The 19,605-nt window shown below is 67.9% G+C and carries 25 protein-coding genes; 15 read left to right on the top strand and 10 right to left on the bottom strand.

Annotation, left to right across the window (positions count from 1 at the left end; genetic code table 11):
* Positions 1-15: 15 nt before the first annotated feature.
* From KQ304_RS03770 to hpf, 5 genes are read right to left on the bottom strand one after another with little or no spacing between them, the layout of a single operon-like run.
* The gene (locus KQ304_RS03770) at positions 16-1,239 is read right to left on the bottom strand and encodes a glycosyltransferase family 4 protein (RefSeq protein WP_259735781.1); all 1,224 of its coding nucleotides are present in this window, start codon (positions 1,237-1,239) and stop codon (positions 16-18) included.
* A gap of 28 nt (positions 1,240-1,267) precedes the next feature.
* On the bottom strand, positions 1,268-2,668 hold the full coding sequence (locus KQ304_RS03765) for an MFS transporter (RefSeq protein WP_399228321.1): 1,401 nt from the start codon (positions 2,666-2,668) through the stop codon (positions 1,268-1,270).
* 13 nt (positions 2,669-2,681) lie between these two features.
* Entirely contained in the window at positions 2,682-3,509 is an 828-nt protein-coding gene (gene recO / locus KQ304_RS03760; RefSeq protein ID WP_259735780.1) for a DNA repair protein RecO, read from the bottom strand.
* Complete coding sequence (deoC, locus tag KQ304_RS03755) at positions 3,509-4,192, bottom strand: deoxyribose-phosphate aldolase (protein ID WP_259735779.1); 684 nt, start codon at positions 4,190-4,192, stop codon at positions 3,509-3,511. The genes recO and deoC overlap by 1 nt, the downstream gene beginning before the upstream one ends.
* Before the next feature lie 25 nt (positions 4,193-4,217).
* Positions 4,218-4,805 carry a ribosome hibernation-promoting factor, HPF/YfiA family gene (gene hpf / locus KQ304_RS03750; RefSeq protein WP_259735778.1) on the bottom strand — a complete coding sequence of 196 codons (588 nt, stop codon included), beginning with the start codon at positions 4,803-4,805 and terminating at the stop codon, positions 4,218-4,220.
* A gap of 53 nt (positions 4,806-4,858) precedes the next feature.
* Between hpf and lipB the strand changes: the two genes are divergently transcribed.
* The 5 genes from lipB to queA all read left to right on the top strand — a co-directional run bounded on the left by lipB (position 4,859) and on the right by queA (position 10,640).
* Complete coding sequence (gene lipB / locus KQ304_RS03745; RefSeq protein ID WP_259735777.1) at positions 4,859-5,536, top strand: lipoyl(octanoyl) transferase LipB; 678 nt, start codon at positions 4,859-4,861, stop codon at positions 5,534-5,536.
* A 29-nt stretch (positions 5,537-5,565) separates the two neighbouring features.
* Complete coding sequence (locus tag KQ304_RS03740) at positions 5,566-7,533, top strand: AMP-binding protein (protein WP_259735776.1); 1,968 nt, start codon at positions 5,566-5,568, stop codon at positions 7,531-7,533.
* Positions 7,534-7,602: 69 nt separating this feature from the next.
* On the top strand, positions 7,603-8,046 hold the full coding sequence (locus KQ304_RS03735; RefSeq protein ID WP_255111061.1) for a YlqD family protein: 444 nt from the start codon (positions 7,603-7,605) through the stop codon (positions 8,044-8,046).
* A gap of 68 nt (positions 8,047-8,114) precedes the next feature.
* Positions 8,115-9,446, top strand: coding sequence for a dihydrolipoamide acetyltransferase family protein (locus tag KQ304_RS03730; RefSeq protein ID WP_259735775.1), 1,332 nt, complete (start codon positions 8,115-8,117; stop codon positions 9,444-9,446).
* Between the two features lie 51 nt (positions 9,447-9,497).
* Positions 9,498-10,640 carry a tRNA preQ1(34) S-adenosylmethionine ribosyltransferase-isomerase QueA gene (gene queA / locus KQ304_RS03725; RefSeq protein WP_259735826.1) on the top strand — a complete coding sequence of 381 codons (1,143 nt, stop codon included), beginning with the start codon at positions 9,498-9,500 and terminating at the stop codon, positions 10,638-10,640.
* Positions 10,641-10,644: 4 nt separating this feature from the next.
* On the opposite strand, the gene KQ304_RS03720 is transcribed toward queA, so the two are convergent.
* The 3 genes from KQ304_RS03720 to KQ304_RS03710 form a co-directional block, all read right to left on the bottom strand.
* Entirely contained in the window at positions 10,645-11,244 is a 600-nt protein-coding gene (locus KQ304_RS03720; protein WP_259735774.1) for a superoxide dismutase, read from the bottom strand.
* A 201-nt stretch (positions 11,245-11,445) separates the two neighbouring features.
* Positions 11,446-12,108 (bottom strand): FKBP-type peptidyl-prolyl cis-trans isomerase, encoded by a 663-nt coding sequence (locus tag KQ304_RS03715; RefSeq protein WP_259735773.1) that lies wholly within the window; start codon positions 12,106-12,108, stop codon positions 11,446-11,448.
* Between the two features lie 65 nt (positions 12,109-12,173).
* Positions 12,174-12,515, bottom strand: a complete 342-nt coding sequence (locus tag KQ304_RS03710; RefSeq protein ID WP_259735772.1) for a phasin family protein — start codon at positions 12,513-12,515, stop codon at positions 12,174-12,176.
* A 35-nt stretch (positions 12,516-12,550) separates the two neighbouring features.
* On the opposite strand from KQ304_RS03710, the gene KQ304_RS03705 reads away from it, so the two are divergent.
* On the top strand, positions 12,551-14,017 hold the full coding sequence (locus KQ304_RS03705) for an apolipoprotein N-acyltransferase (RefSeq protein ID WP_259735771.1): 1,467 nt from the start codon (positions 12,551-12,553) through the stop codon (positions 14,015-14,017).
* A 210-nt stretch (positions 14,018-14,227) separates the two neighbouring features.
* Positions 14,228-14,602, top strand: coding sequence for an AbrB family transcriptional regulator (locus tag KQ304_RS03700; protein ID WP_037979861.1), 375 nt, complete (start codon positions 14,228-14,230; stop codon positions 14,600-14,602).
* Positions 14,603-14,744: 142 nt separating this feature from the next.
* Here KQ304_RS03700 and KQ304_RS03695 read toward each other — a convergent pair whose 3' ends face one another.
* Positions 14,745-15,107: an RNA-binding protein gene (locus KQ304_RS03695; RefSeq protein WP_259735770.1), complete on the bottom strand. Its 363-nt coding sequence runs from the start codon at positions 15,105-15,107 to the stop codon at positions 14,745-14,747.
* 129 nt (positions 15,108-15,236) lie between these two features.
* Between KQ304_RS03695 and KQ304_RS03690 the strand changes: the two genes are divergently transcribed.
* From KQ304_RS03690 to KQ304_RS03675, 4 genes are all read left to right on the top strand, one after another.
* Entirely contained in the window at positions 15,237-15,812 is a 576-nt protein-coding gene (locus KQ304_RS03690; RefSeq protein WP_259735769.1) for a PAP/fibrillin family protein, read from the top strand.
* Between the two features lie 43 nt (positions 15,813-15,855).
* The gene (locus tag KQ304_RS03685; protein ID WP_399228313.1) at positions 15,856-16,095 is read left to right on the top strand and encodes a cell division protein SepF; all 240 of its coding nucleotides are present in this window, start codon (positions 15,856-15,858) and stop codon (positions 16,093-16,095) included.
* Positions 16,096-16,179: 84 nt separating this feature from the next.
* Positions 16,180-16,326, top strand: a complete 147-nt coding sequence (locus tag KQ304_RS03680) for a chlorophyll a/b-binding protein (protein WP_259735768.1) — start codon at positions 16,180-16,182, stop codon at positions 16,324-16,326.
* Positions 16,327-16,379: 53 nt separating this feature from the next.
* Positions 16,380-17,105, top strand: coding sequence for a hypothetical protein (locus KQ304_RS03675; RefSeq protein ID WP_259735767.1), 726 nt, complete (start codon positions 16,380-16,382; stop codon positions 17,103-17,105).
* 21 nt (positions 17,106-17,126) lie between these two features.
* Here the strand turns inward: KQ304_RS03675 and KQ304_RS03670 are convergent, their stop codons facing one another.
* Positions 17,127-17,285, bottom strand: coding sequence for a hypothetical protein (locus KQ304_RS03670; protein ID WP_259735830.1), 159 nt, complete (start codon positions 17,283-17,285; stop codon positions 17,127-17,129).
* Between KQ304_RS03670 and KQ304_RS03665 the strand changes: the two genes are divergently transcribed.
* The 4 genes from KQ304_RS03665 to KQ304_RS03650 all read left to right on the top strand — a co-directional run bounded on the left by KQ304_RS03665 (position 17,236) and on the right by KQ304_RS03650 (position 19,555).
* On the top strand, positions 17,236-17,484 hold the full coding sequence (locus tag KQ304_RS03665; protein ID WP_259735766.1) for a hypothetical protein: 249 nt from the start codon (positions 17,236-17,238) through the stop codon (positions 17,482-17,484). The genes KQ304_RS03670 and KQ304_RS03665 overlap by 50 nt on opposite strands.
* A gap of 27 nt (positions 17,485-17,511) precedes the next feature.
* Entirely contained in the window at positions 17,512-18,252 is a 741-nt protein-coding gene (locus KQ304_RS03660) for a J domain-containing protein (protein WP_259735765.1), read from the top strand.
* Between the two features lie 65 nt (positions 18,253-18,317).
* Positions 18,318-18,983: an SDR family oxidoreductase gene (locus tag KQ304_RS03655; RefSeq protein WP_259735764.1), complete on the top strand. Its 666-nt coding sequence runs from the start codon at positions 18,318-18,320 to the stop codon at positions 18,981-18,983.
* Positions 18,983-19,555, top strand: coding sequence for a transposase (locus KQ304_RS03650; protein WP_399228308.1), 573 nt, complete (start codon positions 18,983-18,985; stop codon positions 19,553-19,555). Before KQ304_RS03655 ends, KQ304_RS03650 begins: the two co-directional genes overlap by 1 nt.
* The last annotated feature ends 50 nt before the right edge of the window (positions 19,556-19,605 follow it).

The following is a 19,605-nucleotide window of genomic DNA, read 5'->3' as shown; positions in this document are numbered from 1 at the left end:
CAACGAGGCTGAACCTCAGGCGGCCAGGCTGCCCTGGGGCACCAGTTCGGCATAGAGCCGCTCCAGCTGGTTGATGTTGCGAGTCAGGGTGTAACGCTCGAGAACCCGTTCCCGGGCCCGGCGACCCAGCTCGGCGGTGAGCACCGGCTGGTCGCGCAGCACCGGCAGCAGCGTGCGCAGCTGGGTGGTCACCCCCTGGGTGCTGATGACGATGCCGGCCCCTCCGTCGAGCACTTCGCCGTCGGCGCCGGCATCGGTGGCCACGCAGGCGGTGCCGCTGGCCATCGCCTCCAGCAGCGCCAGGGAGAGACCCTCCACCAGGGAGGGCAGAAGGAAGACATCGGCTGCCTGCAGCAGGGCCACCCGCTGCTGCAGGTTCGCTTCGTAGCCCCACCAGAGCACGTCCTGCTCGTCGCTGTTGCCCTGCAGGGCCTGGCGCAGGGGGCCGTCGCCGACGATCACCAGCAGACAGCCCGCCGGCCGCACCAGCCGCCAGGCCCGCAGCAGCGCTTCCACGTTCTTCTCGGTGGCCAGCCGTCCCATGTAGAGGAAGAGGCGGCGCGGGCCCAGGCGGCTGCGGAGGCTGGCCAGTTCCGGTGAAGGTGAGGCCGGATCGGGCGGACACCAGAGCGCTGGATCCACCCCGTTGGGGATCACCGCCAGCCGCTGCTCGCGTACTCCCAGCCGTGCCAGCACCTCGGCCTGCAGCTCGGAGAAGACGATCACCCGATCAAAACGGGCCAGGGCCGGAGCGTAGAGCTGGTAGGTGAGCTGCTGGGTGCCGGCGGTGATGTTGCGCAGGCCGGCATCGAAGGCGGGATGGAAGGTGGCCACCAGCGGCACTCCCAGGTGCTGGCAGAGGTCCGGCAGGCGGAAGTCCAGGGGAGAGAGGGTGAGGCTGGCGTGCACCAGGTCGGGGCGCAGGCGCTCCAGGGATTCGCGCAGCTCCCGCTGGGCCCCCGGTGAGGGGATCGTGTACACCTGCGACTTCACCAGGTACGACAGGGCCACCTCATCGACCCCGCCCGCCGTTGGATCGTTGGCCAGCCGGCGGTGGAGCTGATCGGTCTCCACCGGTTGGTTCGGATCCCAGGAGCGCCCCAGGCCGGCCGCCGGGGTGTCGAAATGGATGAAGCTGACCTGATGGCCGTGTTGCCGGAGTCGCTCGGTGGTGGAAAGGCTGTAGGTGACGTTGCCGCAGAAGGGTGACTTCTTGCCCAGCCAGGCGATGTGGGCCAACGCTTCAGGCCTCGTCCTGGGGGGAACGCTAGCAGCGCTGCCAGGGCTTCTCGATCAACGCCGCGATCAGTGTGACCGCCGCCAGTCCCCACAGCACCGGCATCAGCCCGTAGCGGCTCACCACCGCACCGGCCAGCACCAGGGGCAGGCTGAGGGCCACGTTGATCAGGTTGTTCTGCAGGCCGAAGACCTTGCCGCGCATCTCCTCCGGAGTGTCCTCCTGGATGGTGGTCTGCGACGGAATCGCCACCAGTGCCGCGCCGATGCCCAGCAGGCCGCAGAGGCCGAGGGTGAGCAGCAGGCTGCCCCGTCCCTGGCCCAGCAGCACCAGGCTGAAGGCGATCATCGCCAGGCCGGTGGAGGCCATCCGCCGGCGGTTGAGGCCCTGGCCCAGCTGGGCGACGCCGAGGGCACCGCAGGCCATGCCCACGCCGCTCATGGCCAGCAGGGTGCCGAAGCGGGTGGGGCCCAGCCCTTCGATGGCTGAGGCCAGGCTGATGGCCAGCACATAGAGGGCCGCCAGGATGCTGTACAGCAGCACCAGTTGCAGCAGGGCCCGCCTGACGCTGGCCCGCTCGCGCAGCACCTCGATGCCCTCGGCGATCTCACTCCAGACGCTGGTGCCCCGCTCCACCTTCTGCGGCTCCTCCATCTGGATGGTGCTGATGAACACGGCCGCCAGGCCGTAGCAGAGCGGCAGCAGCACGAATTCCCCGCCACCGATGCCGATGGCCTTGAGGCTGGAGCGCAGCAGCCGCAGCGCCGGATCACCGAGGGCGAAGCCCACGATCGTGGCCCCCATGCTGGTGGCCTGATACAGCGACATGGCCGCCAGCATGCGCGGCCTCGGCACCAGCAGTGGGATGGCGGCCTGCTCCGCCGGCGCGAAGAACTGGGTGAGCACCGACTCCAGAAAGGTCATGGCCACCAGACCCCAGTAGCCCCAGGTCAGCCCCAGCCACTGGGGGCCAGGCAGCAGCGCCAGGGGGGCCAGCAGGGCAAGGCCGGCCCGCAGAGCGTTCGAGGCCACCATCACCTGGCGCTTGGGCCAGCGGTCAGCCCAGACACCGGCCACCGTGCCCAGCAGCATCGCCGGCACGGTGTTGGCCACATAGATCCCCGTCGCCAGCAGGGTGATCATCTGAGCGCGGGTTTCGAAATCCAGCCGCAGGCTGGCCGCCGCCTCGGCCAGCACCATGTTGTTCTGGGGGGTGTCCGTCACCCAGTACTGGGCGATCAGGAACACCATCAGCACGATGTAGAACTTGTCCGCCAGCTGGGAGAAGATCTGCCCCAGCCAGAGCTTGCGGAAATCCGGGAGGGCCAGCACGGCCTGCAGCCCATCAGTGCGGGTGCTGCTGCCCTCTCCAGGGGGCGGGCTGATGTCCTCGGAGGGCTCCTGAGGGGGGGTGGCGGTCGGCCGGGACAATCCGCTCCAGGTGTCAGTCGTTCGGCGGCAATGATGGCGCAGCGTCACCGCGCCCCTGAGCCTCGGCACTGAAGCAGCCCTGCAGCAGGCCCAGAGCCTTGCCCCGCCGGCCCAGGTGCTCCTGGCACCACACCTGCACCAGCTGCAGCAGCCGCAGCCAGACCCAGGACGGTCCCATCAAGGTGCCGTCGCGGCAGCGGGGCAGAGCGGGACGCGGCAGCCGTTGCAGCAGGGCCAGCTCCGATGCGTTCAGCACCAGCATGGCTCCGGCCACCGCGCCGATCACCAGCCCTTCACTGGGCAGCAGGCTGCAGCGCCAGTCGCGGTTGCCCAGGGGGGGCGCCAGGGGCTCGCCGCTGCGGGCGCAGTGCTGCAGCGGCAGCCCGTAGCCCCCCAGCGCCAGCAGGTGCACGTGCCCCTGCACGGCGAGCGCCAGGGCCTCGAGGGAGTCCTGGCGCTCGGACACCACCAGCTCCAGGCGGCGCAGCTGCAGGCTGAGGTCGTCGAGGGCTCCGGCCACCCCGTCCCCGTCGGCCACCAGCTGCAGGCAGAGCTCCGCCAGCGACTGGGCGGCGGCGAGGGTCTCCAGGCGCTGACCCAGCTGGCTGAAGTTGTGGATCACCCGCAGCTGGCGCACCCGCCGCAGGCCGCGGCCACCGCCCACCTGAAGCTGCAACAGGGACAGCGGCACCGCCGCCGCCAGGCTGCTGCGGGGCCGCCGGGCGCCGGGCACCGCCAGGCGGATGAGGCCGCCGTCGTTGCTGAGCAGGGTGAGCAGCCGGTCGTGCTCCCCCAGGGGGCCGCATTTGAGCGAGAGACCCTCCAGTGATTCCTCAGGCATCAGGCCGGGGCGCGCAGGGCCTCGATCAGGGCGATGCCGCGGCTGGTGCCCAGCCGTGTGGCACCGGCGGCCACCAGATCAAAGGCCTGCTCCAGCCCGGCGATGCCGCCGGAGGCCTTGATCCCCGCCCGTCCGCGGGCCAGCTCGCGCAGGTGGCTCACCTGCTCCGGGGTCACGGCTGGGCCGAAGCCACTGCCGGTCTTGAGGAAGGCGGCCCCCGCATCGATCGAGGCCTCCACCAGCAGCTCCAGGGCGGCTGGATCCAGCCGCCCCACCTCCTGGATCACCTTCACCGGCAGGCCGAGCTCCACGATCGAGCCCAGCTCCTGGTAGATCGAGCCGCCGTCACCATCGGCGAGGGCACCGAAGTCGGGCACCACGTCGAGTTCGTCGGCGCCGGCGCTGGCGGCCGCCTCCGCTTCCGCCCGTTTGATCGACGCCGGCACCGCCCCAAAGGGGAAGGCCACCACCGCCACCAACTTGACGCTGCCGGCTCCCCCCAGCCGCTCCCGGGCGACGGCCACCCAGCGCGAGGAGACGCACACCGCCGCAAAGCCGTAGTGGCGAGCCTGATCGCAGGCCTGCTGCACGCTCTCCAGACCCCGGTGGGGATCGAGAAGGGCATGCTCGATCAGTGGGGCCAGATCGGGCAGGGGCCCCCTGAGCCTGGAGTCACGCGTCACGGGGGTTGGGATGATTGAGGATGGCTCACGACTCCTTCGACTGGATCACACCGAAACCACCATGGTTGCGGCGATAGACCACCTGGAGCCCACCGCTGGATTCCTCGCGGAACACATAGAAATCGTGGTCGATCAGCTCCAATTGGTGCAGGGCCTGATCCAGGCTCATCGACGGCATCGAGAAGTACTTGCGCCGCACCGCTGGAGCCGGCAGGACCGGCTCCCGGTTGCCGATCAGATCATCGGGAAGCATTCCCTCCAGGCTGGGCTGTTCGGTATCGTCAGCCCCGTTGACCGGGGAACCGGCTGCGTGGTGATCACTGAGGCGATCCTTGTAACGGCGCAGCTGACGGCTCAGCTTGCCTGCCACCATGTCGATGCTGGCGTAGAGGTTCTCACTGCGTTCCTGGGCACGGATCACCACCCCATTGGCGTAAACCGTGACCTCGGCAGTCTGTTGCGCCACCCTGGGGTTGCGCGCCACAGAGAGATGAACATCAGCTTCTTTGACCAGGCCTTCGTAATGATTGATGGCACGACCCAGCTTCGCTTCCGTGTAATCACGGATGGCTGGCGTGACATCGAGATTGCGGCCGTGAATCAACAGCTTCATTGAGCAGTCCCCTCGCTGGTCGTTCTGAACCAACTGTAGGAAGCGATTCGCGCATGACTCCGGCCCTCGACGCAATCCTTGTTGAACCAGCTCTGCCGGTGCCGTTTGAGCAGGCCTGGCGCTGGCAGCGGCAGTGGCAGGAGCGGCTCCTGAGCAACCCCGCTGGCCCCGAGGCCCTGCTGCTGCTGCAGCACCCCCCCTGTTACACCCTGGGCCGCGGCGCCAGCGAGCGCTTCCTGCGCTTCGATCCAGCCGATCCCCCCGCCCCCCTGTTCCGCATCGACCGCGGCGGCGAAGTGACCCACCACCTGCCCGGCCAGCTGGTGGCCTACCCGGTGCTGGCCCTGCAGCGTCACGGCGGCGATCTCCACCTCTATCTGCGTGCACTGGAGGCGGCGGTGCTCGAGGTGCTCACGTCTCTCGGGTTGAGGGGAGAGCTGCAGGAGGGCCTCACCGGGGTCTGGCTGGAGGGGCGCAAGGTGGCGGCGATCGGTGTGGGTGCGCGCCGCTGGATCAGCCAGCACGGCCTGGCCCTCAATGTGAGCTGCCCGCTGGGGGGCTTCGGCGCCATCGTTCCCTGTGGATTGAAGGGCCATGGGGTGACGCGCCTGAGCGACTGGTGCCCGGGGCTGACGATCGCCACGGTTCAACCCCTGCTGCGTCAGGCCCTGGCGCGGCGGTTCGGCCTGGAGCTTCGGCCACCGAAACCCACGGAATGGCCCTGGCGGTGATAAGCCTGAGCCCCGCTCGCGACGCGACCATGGATGGCAACGCTTCGATCCTCTGGTCGGGGGACCGCCTCGATCAACAGGCCCTCGCCCAGCACGACAACTGGCGTGAACTGCAGGGGCTGGACGGCCTCTGGCCGGTCCTGGCCCAGCGCCATGGAGAGGCGATCGCCCTCGATGCGCCCCATGCCCAACCGCCGGAGGAGATTTCCTACCGCGAGCTCAACGCCCGCATTCAGCGGGCCGCTGCGGCCTTCGCGCTGCTGGGCCTGAGGCAGGGGGAGGTGGTGGCCCTGTTCTCGGAGAACTGCCCCCGCTGGCTGGTGGCCGATCAGGGAATCATGCGCTGCGGCGCAGCGGATGCGGTCCGGGGCAGCAGCGCTCCCCTCGAGGAACTGCGCTACATCCTTGACGACTGCTGTGCCGTCGGCTTGGTGCTGGAATCAGCGGCCCTGCTGGAGCGCCTGGCTCTGCAGCCCGCTGCCCTTGAGCGGCTGCGCTTCGTGGTGCTGCTGGAAGAGGACGCCGCAGCCGCCAACGCCAGCGCCCCCTCGCGGCCCGGACCGCGGCAACTGGGCTGGGAGGCCTTCGAGGCGCTGGGCCGGAGCCAGGATGCCGAGGCGCCCCCCGCGCCGACTCAGGGGGCCGAGCGCCTGGCCACCCTCCTCTACACCTCAGGCACCACCGGCCGCCCCAAGGGGGTCCCGCTCAGCCAGGCGAACCTGCTGCACCAGCTGCGCACCCTGGGGGTGGCAGTGGCGCCGCGGCCGGCCGATCGCGTCCTCAGCGTGCTGCCGATCTGGCATGCCTACGAGCGCACCGCCGAATACTTTCTGCTCTCCTGTGGTTGCCGCCAGAGCTACACCACCCTCAAACACCTGCGCCCCGATCTCCAGCGGGTGAAACCCCAGTACATGATCAGCGTGCCGAGGCTGTGGGAGGCCCTCCTGGCCGGGTTCGAGGATGCCCTCGAGGCCATGCCCCCCTCCCGCCAGGGGCTGATCCGTCAGGCCCTGCGGCTGAGTCGCTGGCACGGCCAGTCGCGCCGGCGCGCCCTCGACCTCACCCTGGAGCCCGAACCGCCGCTGGGGCGCCTGGCTGCGGGCCTGGGCTGGCTGCTGAGCTGGCCGGGCCATGGCCTGGCCTCTGCCCTGCTCTGGCCCAAGGTGCGCCAGCAGCTCTCGGGCGGTGCCCTGCGCACGGCCATCAGCGGCGGTGGCGCTCTGGCTCTGCATGTGGATGGCTTCTTCGAGGCGATCGGCATCGAGCTGCTGGTGGGCTACGGCCTCACCGAAACCAGCCCTGTGCTGGCCTGCCGTCGCCCCTGGCGCAACCGCCGGGGCAGTGCGGGCCAGCCCCTGCCGGAAACGGAGCTGCGCATTGTCGATCCCGAGAGCGGAGCGCCGCTGGCCTGGCGGCAGCGGGGGCGGGTGCTCGCCCGCGGCCCCCAGGTGATGGCTGGCTATTTCGGCAAGCCCGAGGCCACCGCCGCGGTGCTGGATGGCGCCGGCTGGTTCGACACCGGCGATCTGGGCCAGCTGCTGAATGATGGAACCCTGGTGCTCACCGGCCGGGCCAAGGACACGATCGTGCTCAGCAGTGGCGAGAACATCGAGCCGGGTCCCCTGGAGGAGGCCCTGGTGGCCCATCCGCTGGTGGAGCAGGTGATGCTGGTGGGCCAGGACCGTCGCCAGCTCGCTGCCCTGGTGGTGCCCCGCGTGGATCCCCTGGCCGCCTTCGCCAGGTCGCGGCAACTGCCCGTCCCCGGGACCGGTGCTGAGGCCACAGCCGACCGCGCTCTGCTCAAGGCGCTGAGTGGCGAATTCAACCGTCTGCTGGCGGCGCGCCAGGGCTCGCGGCCCGACGAACGCCTGGCTGGAGTGGCCCTGGTGGAGCCCTTCTCGATCGACAACGGCTTGCTCACTCAGACCCTCAAGCAACGCCGTGATCGCATCACCGAGCGCGATGGGGCAGCGATCGAGGCGATCTATGGAGGCTGAGGGCCGCCGCCGCCCTCGGTTGACCACAGGCCGCCGGGCTGAGAGCCTGGTCGTTGCGATCCCTCTCCCATGACTGACGGCCACACCCTCACGATCAAGCGCACCATCACCGTGCGGGCCGTGGTCACTCCCCGCTGGAAGGAGGACGCCGAGCGCGAGCTGAGTGCCGCTGTGAGCAACAGCGACCAGCAGCTCTCCCAGCTGGAGCAGGAGGGTCAGCAGCTGGTGGATGAGATCCGCCGCCAGAGCCTCAACCCGCTCGACCCCCGCGTGCAGGAGCAGGTGGCCTCGGTGCAGCAGCAGGTGGCGGCCAAGCGGGCCGAATTCGAGGAGCAGAAACGCACCTTGATCGAGCAGCAGCGCCAGGTGCGCGACCTGGAATTCGATCAGATCGTTGACCAGGGCCAGATCGAGGGCACCTGCAAGATCAAGGTGGGCGACAACCTGGTGGAAAAACTGCAGGTGGCTGTGCTGGTGCGCGATGGCGTGGTGGAGGCGATCGAGGGGGGCTGAACCTCCGGCAGCGCACGGGGAGGGGTCGCACGTAAAATCCCGACGCAGCCTGCATTGGGATCAGGACTTTGGCGACCCACGAAATCTTCATGCCCGCCCTGAGCTCCACGATGACGGAGGGCAAGATCGTGGAGTGGCTGAAGAAGCCCGGCGATCGCGTCGAGAGGGGCGAATCGGTGCTGGTGGTGGAGTCGGACAAGGCTGACATGGACGTGGAGGCCTTCCAGGAGGGCTTCCTGGCTTCGGTGTTGCTGCCCTCCGGCGGCACGGCCCCGGTGGGTGAAACCATCGGTCTGATCGTTGAAACCGAAGCGGAGATCGCGGCGGTTCAGGCTTCTGCGCCCTCCGCTCCTGCCGCGGCCACGCCGGCTCCGGCGGCGCCGGTGGCCGCTGAGGCTCCAGCGCCGGCCCCCGCTGCAGCTGCGGCGCCAATTGCTCCCGCTGCTCCGGTGGCGGCCCCTGTGGCGGTGGCCGCCGGTGGGCGGCTGGTGGCTACACCACGGGCGCGCAAGCTGGCTGGTCAGCTCGGTGTGGCCCTTGAGAGCCTGCGGGGCAGTGGCCCCCATGGCCGTATCCAGGCCGAAGACGTGGAGCGGGCCGCCGGCCAGGCCGCTGCTGTGCCCCGCGTGGCGGAGGGCACAGCAGCGGCGGTCGCGGCTGCCCCGGCAGCCGCCTCGAGTAACGGTTCAGCGGCACCGGCACCGGTGGGCCAGGCCTTCGGGCAGCCCGGCGACACCGTGGCCTTCAACACCCTGCAGGCGGCGGTGAACCGCAACATGCTCGCCAGTCTGGCGGTGCCCTCTTTCCACGTGGGCTACACGATCACCACCGACCGGCTCGATGCCCTCGCCAAGTCGGTGAAGAGCAAGGGCGTCACCATGACGGTCCTGCTGGCCAAGGCGGTGGGGGTGGTGCTTGCCCGCCATCCCCAGGTCAATGCCGCCTACAGCGAGGCCGGCATGGTGTATCCCCCCGCCATCAATGTGGCGGTGGCGGTGGCCATGGAGGACGGCGGGCTGATCACCCCGGTGCTGGCCTCGGCCGACCGCACCGACCTCTACAGCCTCTCGCGCTCCTGGGCTGATCTGGTGGCCCGTTCGCGCTCCAAGCAGCTCAAGCCTGAGGAGTACAACACCGGCACCTTCACCCTCTCCAACCTGGGCATGTTCGGCGTCGATCGCTTCGATGCGATCCTGCCGCCAGGCACCGGAGCGATTCTGGCGGTGGCGGCCTCCCGCCCCGCCGTGGTGGCCGGCAAGGACGGCTCGATTGCCGTCAGACGCCAGATGCAGGTGAACCTCACGGCCGACCATCGGGTCATCTACGGCACCCACGCCGCGGCCTTCCTCAAGGATCTGGCCCAGCTGATCGAAACGGCGCCTGAAAGCCTCGCCCTCTGATCGTCTGAGCGTGTTGTTGTTGTTTCTCTGGCCCCAGCGGGCCCTGCAGCCCTGAGCGACCCCTCTGCTGATCTGCGGCTCTCCAGCTACGACTACGACCTGCCGCCGTCGTTCATCGCCCAGACCCCCGCCGAGCCGCGCCACAGCGCTCGGCTGCTGGCCCTGGGCCGCAGCGGTCAGGAGCAGCTCAGGCACCTCACTGTCTGGGATCTGGCGGCGGAACTGCAGCCGGGTGATCTGCTGGTGGTCAACGACACCCGGGTGCTCAAGGCGCGGCTGCAGGCCCGCCGCGCCAGCGGCGGTGCCGTGGAAGTGCTGGTGCTGCAGCCCTATGACAGCGCCGTTCCCAGCGAAGCCGCCGTGGCGTCCAGCGAGTGCTGCTGGATCTGCCTGGTGCGGCCGGCCAAGCGGGTGCGACCCGGCGAGGTGCTTCAGCTCGAAGCCGCCGGTCAGCCGTCCCTGCCCCTGGAGGTGGTGGCCCTCGATGAATCCAGCGGCGGGCGGGTGATCCGCTTCCCCGCTGGCTGCGTCGATGCCGCCTCGATCGAAGCCCTGTTGCAGCGCTACGGCGAGATGCCGTTGCCGCCCTACATCCAGCACCCGGATCCTGACCAGGAGAGCCGCTACCAGACCCTCTATGCCACCCGGCCCGGAGCGGTGGCCGCCCCCACGGCGGGCCTGCACCTGAGTGATGAACTGCTGGAGGCGATCCGCGCCCGCGGCGTGGCCATCGCCACCGCCACGTTGCACGTGGGCATCGGCACCTTTCGGCCCCTGGAGGAGGAGGATCTCTCCAGCCTGGATCTGCACAGCGAATGGGTGGAGATCAGCCAGGAGCTGGTGGAGGCGGTGGCCGCCTGTCAGCTGCGCGGCGGGCGGGTGGTCGCCGTGGGCACCACGAGTGTGCGCAGTCTTGAAGGGGTGGCGGCGCTGAATGGCGGCCGCCTGCTGCCCTTCCGCGGGCCGGTGAATCTGGTGATCCAGCCGGGGTTCCGCTTTCAGCTGGTGCAGGGACTGCTCACCAATTTCCACCTGCCGCGCAGTTCGCTGCTGCTGCTGGTGAGTGCCCTGATTGGTCGTCCGCGGCTGCTGGAGGTTTACGAAGAAGCGAAGCAGCAGGGCTATCGCTTCTTCTCCTACGGCGATGCGATGTGGATCGCCCCCGACGCGGTGCTGGACGCGGCGCGTCCCTGAAGAATCAGGCGGCGGCCAGGTTGGCGGCCACAAAATCCCAGTTGACCAGCTTGTCGAGGAAGGTGGTCATGTAATCGGGGCGCTTGTTCTGATAATCCAGGTAGTAGGCGTGCTCCCAGACATCCATGGTGAGCAGAGCCTTCTGACCGTGGGCCAGGGGCAGATCCGCATTGGCGGTCTTGGTGATCTTGAGGGTGCCGCCATCAAGGATCAACCAGGCCCAGCCGCTGCCGAACTGGGTGGCGCCAGCCGCCTTGAACTGCTCCGTGAAGGCCTCGAAGCTGCCGAAATCGGCGTTGATCTTGTCGGCGAGGGCACCGCTGGGCTGGCCACCGCCACCGGGCTTCATGCACTGCCAGTAGAAGCTGTGGTTCCACACCTGGGCGGCGTTGTTGAACACCCCGGCCTTGGAGGCATCACCGGCCACGCTGGTGATCACGTCCTCGAGGCTCTTGCCGTCAAGGTCGGTGCCGTCCAGGAGCTTGTTGAGGTTGGCGACGTAGGCGGCGTGGTGCTTGCCGTGGTGAAACTCGAGGGTGTTCTGGGAGATATGGGGCTCGAGCGCCTTGATGTCGTAAGGGAGAGCGGGCAGCGTGTGAGCCATGAAAGTTCAACGAAGGGGACAACGGGCGGAGCCCATGGGGGACTCCGGTTCAAGCGGCATGGCCCGGGCCTGAGGCTGAGTCCCGGCGGCACGTCGCAAGAAGTGCGACGGCTCTGTGACCCGGGTCTGTGACCGATGTGACCATGAACAGCTTGACCGGCGATCCACCGGTGGTTGCATCCTAACGAGCGGCGCCCGAGCTCAGCCGCCGACGCCCAGCAGCTCCACCTCGAAGGTGAGGGTGGCGTTGGGGGGAATGACGCCGCCGGCACCCCGCTCGCCGTAGGCCAGATCCGGGGGAATCACCAGCTTGCGCTTGCCGCCCACTTTCATGCCGGCCACGCCCTCATCCCAGCCCTTGATCACCCGACCGCCGCCGAGGGGGAAGGAGAAGGGGCCACGGCCGTAGCTGCTGTCGAACTCCTTGCCGTTGGCGAGGGTGCCGCGGTAGTTGACCTGGACCGCCTGGCCGCTGATGGCTTCGACGCCCTCGCCCACCACCAGATCAGTGATGCGCAGGCCACTGGGGGTGACCACTTCCTTGGCGGCCACCAGTTCGCCGCCGAGCCCGGCGGCACTGCCCTGGGCCACAGCGGCGTCGCTGAGAGCGGAGGAATCGTTGGAACTCTCGGAGGCCATGGTGAACAGCGAAGGGTTGGGATCGTCAGGGTCCAGCTCAATGCGGCCGCTGGGGGCGTCGGGGGCCTGCTGGCTGCCGGCACTGGCTGCGCTCGTGGTCAGGGCTGCGGTGCTGAGGGCTCCGTCGCTGCTGGCCTCCACCGTGCTGGGGGAGATCAGTTGACTGGCCAGGGCCAGCAGCAGGCAGGCGACGCAGACGCCGGTGCTGATCAGGATGTCACGCATGGGTTGGAGGAGGGCGGCCGGGCCGGAACGAGCTGGAGCAGATTCTGCCAGCGCCGGAGGCCGTTTCAGTCGGGCACCTCAGCCGCCTCACGCCGGCTGCGCAGGAGCTGCTCCAGCCGGTCGATGCGGCCTCGCAGCTCATCCACCTCGCGCTGGCGGGCCAGGCCGAAGTCCTGGAGGAAATGGTCGATGTTGCGCTCCATGGTGCGCTCGGCCTGCTTTTCCAGCTCGGGGTTCTCCCCGCGCAGCGAGCGCATCACGTCGTCGACGAGCACCGAAGCTTCGCCGGGATCCAGGCGGCCACTCCTGACCCAGGCCTGGGTGACGTTGCGCAGGCGGTCGGCCACCAGGGAACTGGTGCCCAGCCCACGCAGGATCAGTTGCTGGAGCAGATTGTCCCGGTCCATGGCGGCAAGCGCTGACCATCAGATGATGTCGTTGCATGCCGGCGCAGGCCATGGGAGATGACCGGCGCTTCAGGGTGATCACCGCCCTGGCGGGTGCCCTGGCGGGTCTTTCCCTGGCGCCGTTGGGACTACCTCCCCTGCTTTGGCTGGCCCTGATCCCCCTCTGGGGCGCCTCCCCTCTTGCCGCCGGCCTGTGGGGAGGCGCTGCGGTGCTGGTGAGCCATCGCTGGCTGCTCTGGCTGCACCCCCTCGACTGGATCGGCGTCCCGGGCCCCCTGAGCCTGCCGATCTGCCTGGCGATCTGGCTGGCCTGTGGGGTGGTGGCGGGGCTGCTGGTGGCCGGCTGGGGCTGGCTGGTGTGCCGCCTCGACCCCCGCCGCCTGGCCACGGCACTGCTGGCTTCGGGGCTCTGGGGCCTGGCGGAGGGGCTGTTGGCGGCCGGTCCCCTGTTCTGGATTGGCCTGGGTACGTCCCCCCTGCCCGCCGACCGTCCCCTGGCCGGGCTGGCGGCGGTGGGTGGATCCGGTCTGGTGGCGGCCGTTCAACTGCTGATCGGCTGGGGCTTCTGGCGCACCCTGGTGGCCCCGGCGGCCAGTCGGCGTGGATGGGGACTGGGCCTGGTGGCGCTGCTGCTGTTCAGCCATGGCCTGGGCTGGAGCCAGCTGCGGCCGGAGCGAGCCGAGCGCGGCGAGGCCCTGCGGGTGCTGGTGCTGCAACCGGCAGTGCCCACCCGCGAGAAGTTCGAGCCCGGGCGTCAACGGGACCTGCTGCGACAGATCGCCCGGGCCCGCCAGCAGGCGGCTGCCCTGGGGGTGCCCCTGCTGCAGCCGGAGGGAACGCTGGTGCTGGGGCAGGCCATGCCCGAGGCCGAAGCGGAGGTGCTCAGTGGCGGCTTCCGCCTGGAGGGGGAGGAGTTGCGCAGCAGTGTGCTGCGCTTCGAGTCCGGTGCGAACGAGGCCACCGGTTGGGTGGATAAAGCCCGGTTGGTGCCCCTGGGCGAATGGGTGCCCCTGGCACGTCTCTGGCGCTGGGGCGGACTCTCGGCCGTGGGCGGCGTGGAGCCGGGTTCACCTTCGCGGCTGCTGCGACGCAACGGTCCGGATCCGGCGGTGGCGATCTGCTACGAACTGGCCAGTGGTGAGGGCCTGCGCCAGGCCAGTGCGGCGGGAGCGAGCTGGTTGTTGGCCAGCGCCAATCTCGATCCCTATCCAGCTCTGCTACAGCATCAATTCACGGCCCTGGCCCAGCTGCGGGCGATTGAAGTGGGGCGCTGGTTGGTGAGCAGCGCCAATACAGGACCCAGCCTGGTGATCGACAGCCAGGGTGTGGTTCGATCTGCCCTGCCTCCTGGGCGCCCGCAGCTTGGGGTGTTCGAACTGGAGCGGCTGAAGCGCCCCACGACCTATCAAATCTGGCGTGAAGCACCCCTGATCCTGATGATTCTGCTGGGGGGAGCCGTTGGCATCTGCTGCCAGCGTCCGCGCCGCAGCCATTCTCACTGAAGCGATCGCATGGGTCTCGTCAGTGCAGAGAGGGTCCTGAAACTTCGGGGCTACGACTGACCTGACCGCCATCAGGATGTCCTGACAGGGAATGGGCGACGGAGGAGATCTTCGCTGGATCTGAACTGGCCAGGCTGGGTTGGTTTGTCGGTCAACCTCGACGAACCCACGTCATTCAGTATGTTGGCCTTGATGTTCTCAAAAAATTCCATGTTGACGGGTGCGGATCTGCTCGCGAAGGTCAAGGAGCTGGGCGAGGTAAGCAAATCAGAGCTGGTGCGCTCAGCTGGCTATGTCAGCACCAAGAAGGACGGCAGTGAGCGATTGAATTTCACAGCGTTCTATGAAGCTCTCCTGGAAGCCAAGGGTGTCAACCTCGGCTCCACAGGTGGCGGTCAGGCCGCCGGCAAAGGTGGCCGCAAGCTCAGCTACATCGCCACGGTTCAAGGCAACGGCAATCTGCTGGTGGGCAAGGCCTACACAGCTCTGCTTGACCTCAAGCCCGGCGATGAGTTCGAGCTGAAAATCGGCCGCAAGCAGATTCGCCTCGTGCCTGTGGGTGCTGAGGACGAAGGAGAGGAGTGATTCTTTCTCCGCTCGGCTGAAGCCGCTGGGCGCCCGGCCTGAGGGCTCGGGCGCCCAGCAACAAAAAACCCCGCCGAAGCGGGGTTGATCTCAGGGCTTCACTCAGGCAAACCTGATCTGAAGCCTGAAGTTGGCTTGGAGCTCAGTAACGGCTGCGGCCACCGCCGCCACCGCCGCCGTAGCCGCCACCACCACCGCCACCGCCGCCGTAGCCGCCGCCACCGCCGCCACCGCCGCGGTTGCCGCCGCCACCACCGCCGCCGCCACGGGGCTCAGCTTTGTTGACACGGATCATGCGGTTCATCCATTCGACGTTCTGAAGATCGTCGATGGCCTTCTGCTCCTCGGCATCATTGGCGAGTTCCACAAAAGCGAAACCGCGCTTGCGTCCAGTTTCCCGATCAAGGGGCAGGCTGCACTGGCGTACTTCTCCGTACTGACTGAAAAGGTCACGGAGATCCTCTTGCTCGGCATCGAACGAGAGGTTGCCTACGTAGATTGTCATGTAACTTTAAATAACTTGAACGGATCCGTCGACGGCTGGAAGTGTTGCTCTCACCAGTGATCGAAAAATCAACCTTCACTCTACACACGTCCCCGGCCCCAGAGTTCAATTCACTCCTTTGCTGCTGCCATGACTGCTCGCGACCAGCTGCTCGAAGGGTTGCGCCACCCCGCCGCGCTCGGCGACCAGCGGATCCGCTCCCTGATCGAATCACTCGAGCGGGAGGCTCCCGCTGATCTCCAGGCCCGTCCGGAGCTCCTGGAGGGGGTGTGGGAACTGCGCTGGAGCAGCAGCCGGGCTCCCTACCTGCGGGTGGCCCCGTGGCTCGAGAACCTTCAGGTGCTGGCCCCTTCCCGTGGCCGGGCCATGAACCTGCTGCGACCCAGCGGCGCCTTCTCGGGCCTGGGGGGCATCGCCGTGCTGGCACGGATCGCAGTGGAAGGTCCCCAGCGGGTGTCGGTGAGCTTCGAGCGTGGTGGCTGGATCGGCCCTGCCCTGGGATCGGTTCAGCCGCGCCTGATGCGGCAGGTGAACCAGAGCTACCCGGCCTGGCTGGATATCACCGTTCTGGATCAGGAGCTGCGGGTCTGCCGGGGACAGGCCGGCACCCTTTTTGCCCTGCGCCGGCGAGGGGAACTGCGCTGCGATGACCTGCTGGCCCAGGCTGAGGCGGTTGGCGCCGCTGGGCCGCCCATGGCACCTTGATGGCATGGACCGGTTTTCCGACTTGCCTTCTGAAGTCGTTCTGATGGAACCGCGCCGCTTCGAGGACGTGCTGCAGGCGGTCCAGGCGGTGCGCGAGCGCAAGACCGTGGTGCTCAACTTCGGCTCGATGCCACCGGAGGAGGCCCAGCGCTCGGCGGATTTCGTCTCCGGTGGGGTGTTCGCCCTCGACGGGCACCAGGAGCGCCTGGGCGAGATGGTCTTTCTGTTTGCCCCCTTCGGCGTGGACGTGAGCCGGGATACGGGCAGCAGTGCCGAGGCCTGAGCACGGCAGGGCCAATCCCCCGCGTCCTCTTAACAATGCTCAAAGGTTCGTGTTACGCTTCGCAAAGCACCTCGCTCTCCACCCATGGCTGACTCCACCACCACCCGCTTCGGTTTCGTTGCCTTCGCTGAAACCTGGAATGGCCGCCTGGCCATGCTCGGTTTCGTGATCGGTCTCGCCACCGAGCTCCTCACCGGCCAGGGCATCCTCGGCCAGGTGGGCCTGGGCTGATCCCCGTTTCCACCAGCGACAATGTCACCGTCATGACGGCTTCAACTCCGGCCATGACCTCCAAGCTGGCGTTCACCTTCAGCCTCGCTCCTCCCCCCGACGGGGAGGAGCCCAGAGGCTGGGATCAGGTGATCGCCGATCATCAGAGCTGCCTGAGTGATGCTCGCGCTCTCTGCATCCTGCGCTGCCCCCAGCAATGGGCTGGCAGCCTCGACGATCTGGTGCGTCATGGACAGGCCACAGCCGATGGCCTTGATCCATTCACCCATGAACCCAACAGCGGTCCCACTCGGGAACGGTTGCTCTGCGATGCCGTGATTCCCCGGTTTGATGCCGCTCGCCTGTGGTTGCACGTCCACCTGCTCGATTTCAGCGACGCTGATCCCAGCAGCGATACACCCCTTGGCTTCCGCTGGCTTGATGCGGTGCCTCTCCAGCAGCTGAGCAACGAAACCTGCTGGTTCTATCCCACCGAAGACGGTCGTTACCTGGCTTCTGAGCGGTCCTGTGCGGTTCGCTTCGGGGCCGGTGTCCTGGCGGAGCCAATGTCGGTGAACCAGCCCTGGTCCTATGACCGGGGTGATCTGCGTCTGCTCTGGTCGCTGATGGCCGATGACGACGATCTCAGTTGCGTCGGGCTGACCTATCAGCGTCGCCGCATCGAGTTCCCTCGCCAGGCCGAAGATCCAGCCCCCAGCGTCACCTGGTCGTCATTTCGGGTGGATGGCATGGCTGACCCCTCCTTCCAGCGCCTCTCCACCATCTCCACCTACGGTTGATACTGCCCATGCCAATTCGTTTCAATGAAGATCAACAATCTTCAGCGATTGAATAGGATTGACGGCATTCTTTGAGCGCAGCTCCGCGCCATTTGCGATACAATTCTGCTCGATCGATGCTGCTCCGGTGATGATTGTGATCAAGGTCGCGAACTCTTCTTCGGTGGTGGCCTCGCGCATCGGTCGCTTCCTGGCGGATCTCACCCCCAGCGGTTTTGATCAGAACAGGGTGGAAGATGAATTGATCAAACAGTTGGTGGAACAGCTGGCGGCCCAGGGCATCCAGGGTGAAGTGGCGGCCGTGCGGGGCATGGATCTGCACAACAAAGATCTCAAGCTGGAGCCTCGGGTCCAGGTGCGCCGCCATCAGGTGTTTTAGATCTGGGCCTGATCTGTCGTCCTGAGCATGGGGTTTGATCCGCGCAGCTGGGCCCGCGGCCCCGCCCGGGGCACCCAGGTCACCGCCAACATCGATGCCCTGCTCGCCGAGAACGAAGCCCTGCGGCGGGAGGTGATCCTGTTGCGTCAGCAGCTCTTCCGCCGGCAGACCCCCGAGCCTGCTGTCAGGGGCACGCTCAGCGCCGAGCAGGTGCGGCTCTGGGGCGAGGCGCTCGCCCGTCATCCCCGCTGGCGGGAGCTGCGGGTGGGGGCCTCGGCGCGGCTGGGGGACAGGCTGGTGTTCAACGGCCTGCGCGGCCTGCAGGAGCACCTGCGCAGCCAGTGGAGCGATCCGCGTGCCCAGCTGGAGGAGGAGCTGGATCGCCGCCAGCCCGGCCTGGGCCGTTCCCTGCGCCAGGCCCTGCGCGGCCCCCAGACCAAACCCCGCCTGGCGGTGCGGCTGGCCTTCGCCATCCACGGCGTGCGCGCGCCCGAATGGCTCTCAGCGTCGCCCCTGCGGGTGGTCGACGATCTGCTGGAGCGCATCGCCACCCTTGAGCAGGCCACTGCTCCGCCGCCGCCGGCCGAGGACAGCCCCGACCCCGAACGGGCCGCCGCCCTGGCGCTGCTGGGGCTGGAGTGGGGGGCCTCCCGCGAGGCGATCAAGCGGGCGCACCGCCGCCTGGTGAAAACCCACCATCCCGATCAGGGCGGAGCCGTGGACGACTTCCGCCGCATCCATGCCGCCTACCAGTTGCTGATGGCCTGAGGCCATCGCCATGGCGGGCCCACCCCATACGATCCAGCCACCAGACCCCACTGCGCGTTTGCACCATGGCCACCCACCTGATCACCGGAGCCAACCGTGGCATCGGCGGCGAGTATTGCCGGCAGCTGAAGGGCCGCGGCGATGAGGTGGTCGCGGTCTGCCGCACAGCCTCAGCGGAGCTGGAGGCGCTGGGGGTGCGCATCGAAGCCGGGGTGGACATCACCTCCGCCGCTGCGATCGCCTCCCTGGTGGAGCGGCTGGGGGATCTGGCGATCGACGGCCTGATCCATAACGCCGGTGTCTATGAATCCACGAGCCTCGAGACGCTCGACGGCCAGAGCCTGCTGCGCCAGTTCGAGGTCAATGCCGTGGCCCCGCTGCAGCTCACCCGCGCCCTGCTGAATCATCTGCATCCCGGCTCCAAGGTGAGCCTGATGAGCAGCCGCATGGGCTCGATTGCCGATAACAGCTCCGGCGGCTCCTATGGCTACCGGATGTCGAAGGTGGCGCTGTGCATGGCGGGCAAGTCGCTGGCCCTGGACCTCAAGCCGCGGGGCATCGCCGTGGCCATCCTTCATCCCGGCCTGGTGAGCACCCGCATGACGGGCTTCACCGCCAACGGCATCACGCCGGAGCAGTCGGTGCGGGGCCTGCTGGAGCGCATCGACGCCCTCAGCCTGGAAACCTCAGGCAGCTTCTGGCATGCCAACGGTGAGCTGTTGCCCTGGTGATGGTGATGGTGATGCCATCCCGCTCCTGGGGAACCCCTGAAAAACCCGCTAAAATCAATCCAGATCCAAGACTGAGACTGGAACGGATGGCCGACCCTCTCCAGCTGGGCTTCACGGACTACGAGCAGATCTACGCCAGAAAGAGGACGCGTCGCCAGCGCTTCCTGGATGAGATGGAGATCACGGTTCCCTGGGAAGCGTTTCTGGCCCTGATCAAGCCCGTGTATCACAAGCCCTCCAGCAAAGGAGGTCGTCCGCCGATTCCTTTGGAGGTGATGCTCCGGATCCACCTGCTGCAGCAGTGGTTCACGCTTTCAGATCCACTGATGGAGGAGATGCTGATCGATACGCCCTGCTTCCGCCGCTTCGCAGGGATCGAGACGATGGACGGCCGGATCCCTGATGAGACGACGATTCTCAACTTTCGCCATCTGCTGGAGGAGCACCGGATCGCGGAGCAGATTCTTGAGGGTGTGAACCAGCTGACTGCCCGACACTTCTCAATTGAGACAGTCATGCGACCGCCAGCTGCGCTGTTGGGTTTGGCAGTGGCGGCAGTTCCACCCGCGTGAACCAGGGCTGTTTCTGCCGCCGCTGCACGCCGCGGCTGGGAATGCAAGGC

The sequence above is a fragment of the Synechococcus sp. CS-1329 genome (assembly GCF_025128055.1).
GTDB lineage: Bacteria > Cyanobacteriota > Cyanobacteriia > PCC-6307 > Cyanobiaceae > Regnicoccus_A.
This window is presented reverse-complemented; position numbering and strand designations above follow the sequence as displayed.

Coding starts and splice junctions, on each gene's coding strand:
- KQ304_RS03740 (WP_259735776.1), top strand. CDS start 5,566: ATGGATGGCAACGCTTCGATCCTCTGGTCGGGGGACCGCCTCGATCAA.
- KQ304_RS03670 (WP_259735830.1), bottom strand. CDS start 17,285: ATGCGCGAGGCCACCACCGAAGAAGAGTTCGCGACCTTGATCACAATC.
- KQ304_RS03675 (WP_259735767.1), top strand. CDS start 16,380: ATGACCTCCAAGCTGGCGTTCACCTTCAGCCTCGCTCCTCCCCCCGAC.
- hpf (WP_259735778.1), bottom strand. CDS start 4,805: ATGAAGCTGTTGATTCACGGCCGCAATCTCGATGTCACGCCAGCCATC.
- recO (WP_259735780.1), bottom strand. CDS start 3,509: ATGCCTGAGGAATCACTGGAGGGTCTCTCGCTCAAATGCGGCCCCCTG.
- KQ304_RS03695 (WP_259735770.1), bottom strand. CDS start 15,107: ATGACAATCTACGTAGGCAACCTCTCGTTCGATGCCGAGCAAGAGGAT.
- KQ304_RS03690 (WP_259735769.1), top strand. CDS start 15,237: ATGACTGCTCGCGACCAGCTGCTCGAAGGGTTGCGCCACCCCGCCGCG.
- KQ304_RS03710 (WP_259735772.1), bottom strand. CDS start 12,515: ATGGACCGGGACAATCTGCTCCAGCAACTGATCCTGCGTGGGCTGGGC.
- KQ304_RS03665 (WP_259735766.1), top strand. CDS start 17,236: ATGATTGTGATCAAGGTCGCGAACTCTTCTTCGGTGGTGGCCTCGCGC.
- KQ304_RS03660 (WP_259735765.1), top strand. CDS start 17,512: ATGGGGTTTGATCCGCGCAGCTGGGCCCGCGGCCCCGCCCGGGGCACC.
- KQ304_RS03705 (WP_259735771.1), top strand. CDS start 12,551: ATGCCGGCGCAGGCCATGGGAGATGACCGGCGCTTCAGGGTGATCACC.
- KQ304_RS03715 (WP_259735773.1), bottom strand. CDS start 12,108: ATGCGTGACATCCTGATCAGCACCGGCGTCTGCGTCGCCTGCCTGCTG.
- KQ304_RS03680 (WP_259735768.1), top strand. CDS start 16,180: ATGGCTGACTCCACCACCACCCGCTTCGGTTTCGTTGCCTTCGCTGAA.
- lipB (WP_259735777.1), top strand. CDS start 4,859: ATGACTCCGGCCCTCGACGCAATCCTTGTTGAACCAGCTCTGCCGGTG.
- KQ304_RS03700 (WP_037979861.1), top strand. CDS start 14,228: ATGTTGACGGGTGCGGATCTGCTCGCGAAGGTCAAGGAGCTGGGCGAG.
- KQ304_RS03685 (WP_399228313.1), top strand. CDS start 15,856: ATGGAACCGCGCCGCTTCGAGGACGTGCTGCAGGCGGTCCAGGCGGTG.
- KQ304_RS03655 (WP_259735764.1), top strand. CDS start 18,318: ATGGCCACCCACCTGATCACCGGAGCCAACCGTGGCATCGGCGGCGAG.
- KQ304_RS03735 (WP_255111061.1), top strand. CDS start 7,603: ATGACTGACGGCCACACCCTCACGATCAAGCGCACCATCACCGTGCGG.
- KQ304_RS03650 (WP_399228308.1), top strand. CDS start 18,983: ATGGTGATGGTGATGCCATCCCGCTCCTGGGGAACCCCTGAAAAACCC.
- KQ304_RS03720 (WP_259735774.1), bottom strand. CDS start 11,244: ATGGCTCACACGCTGCCCGCTCTCCCTTACGACATCAAGGCGCTCGAG.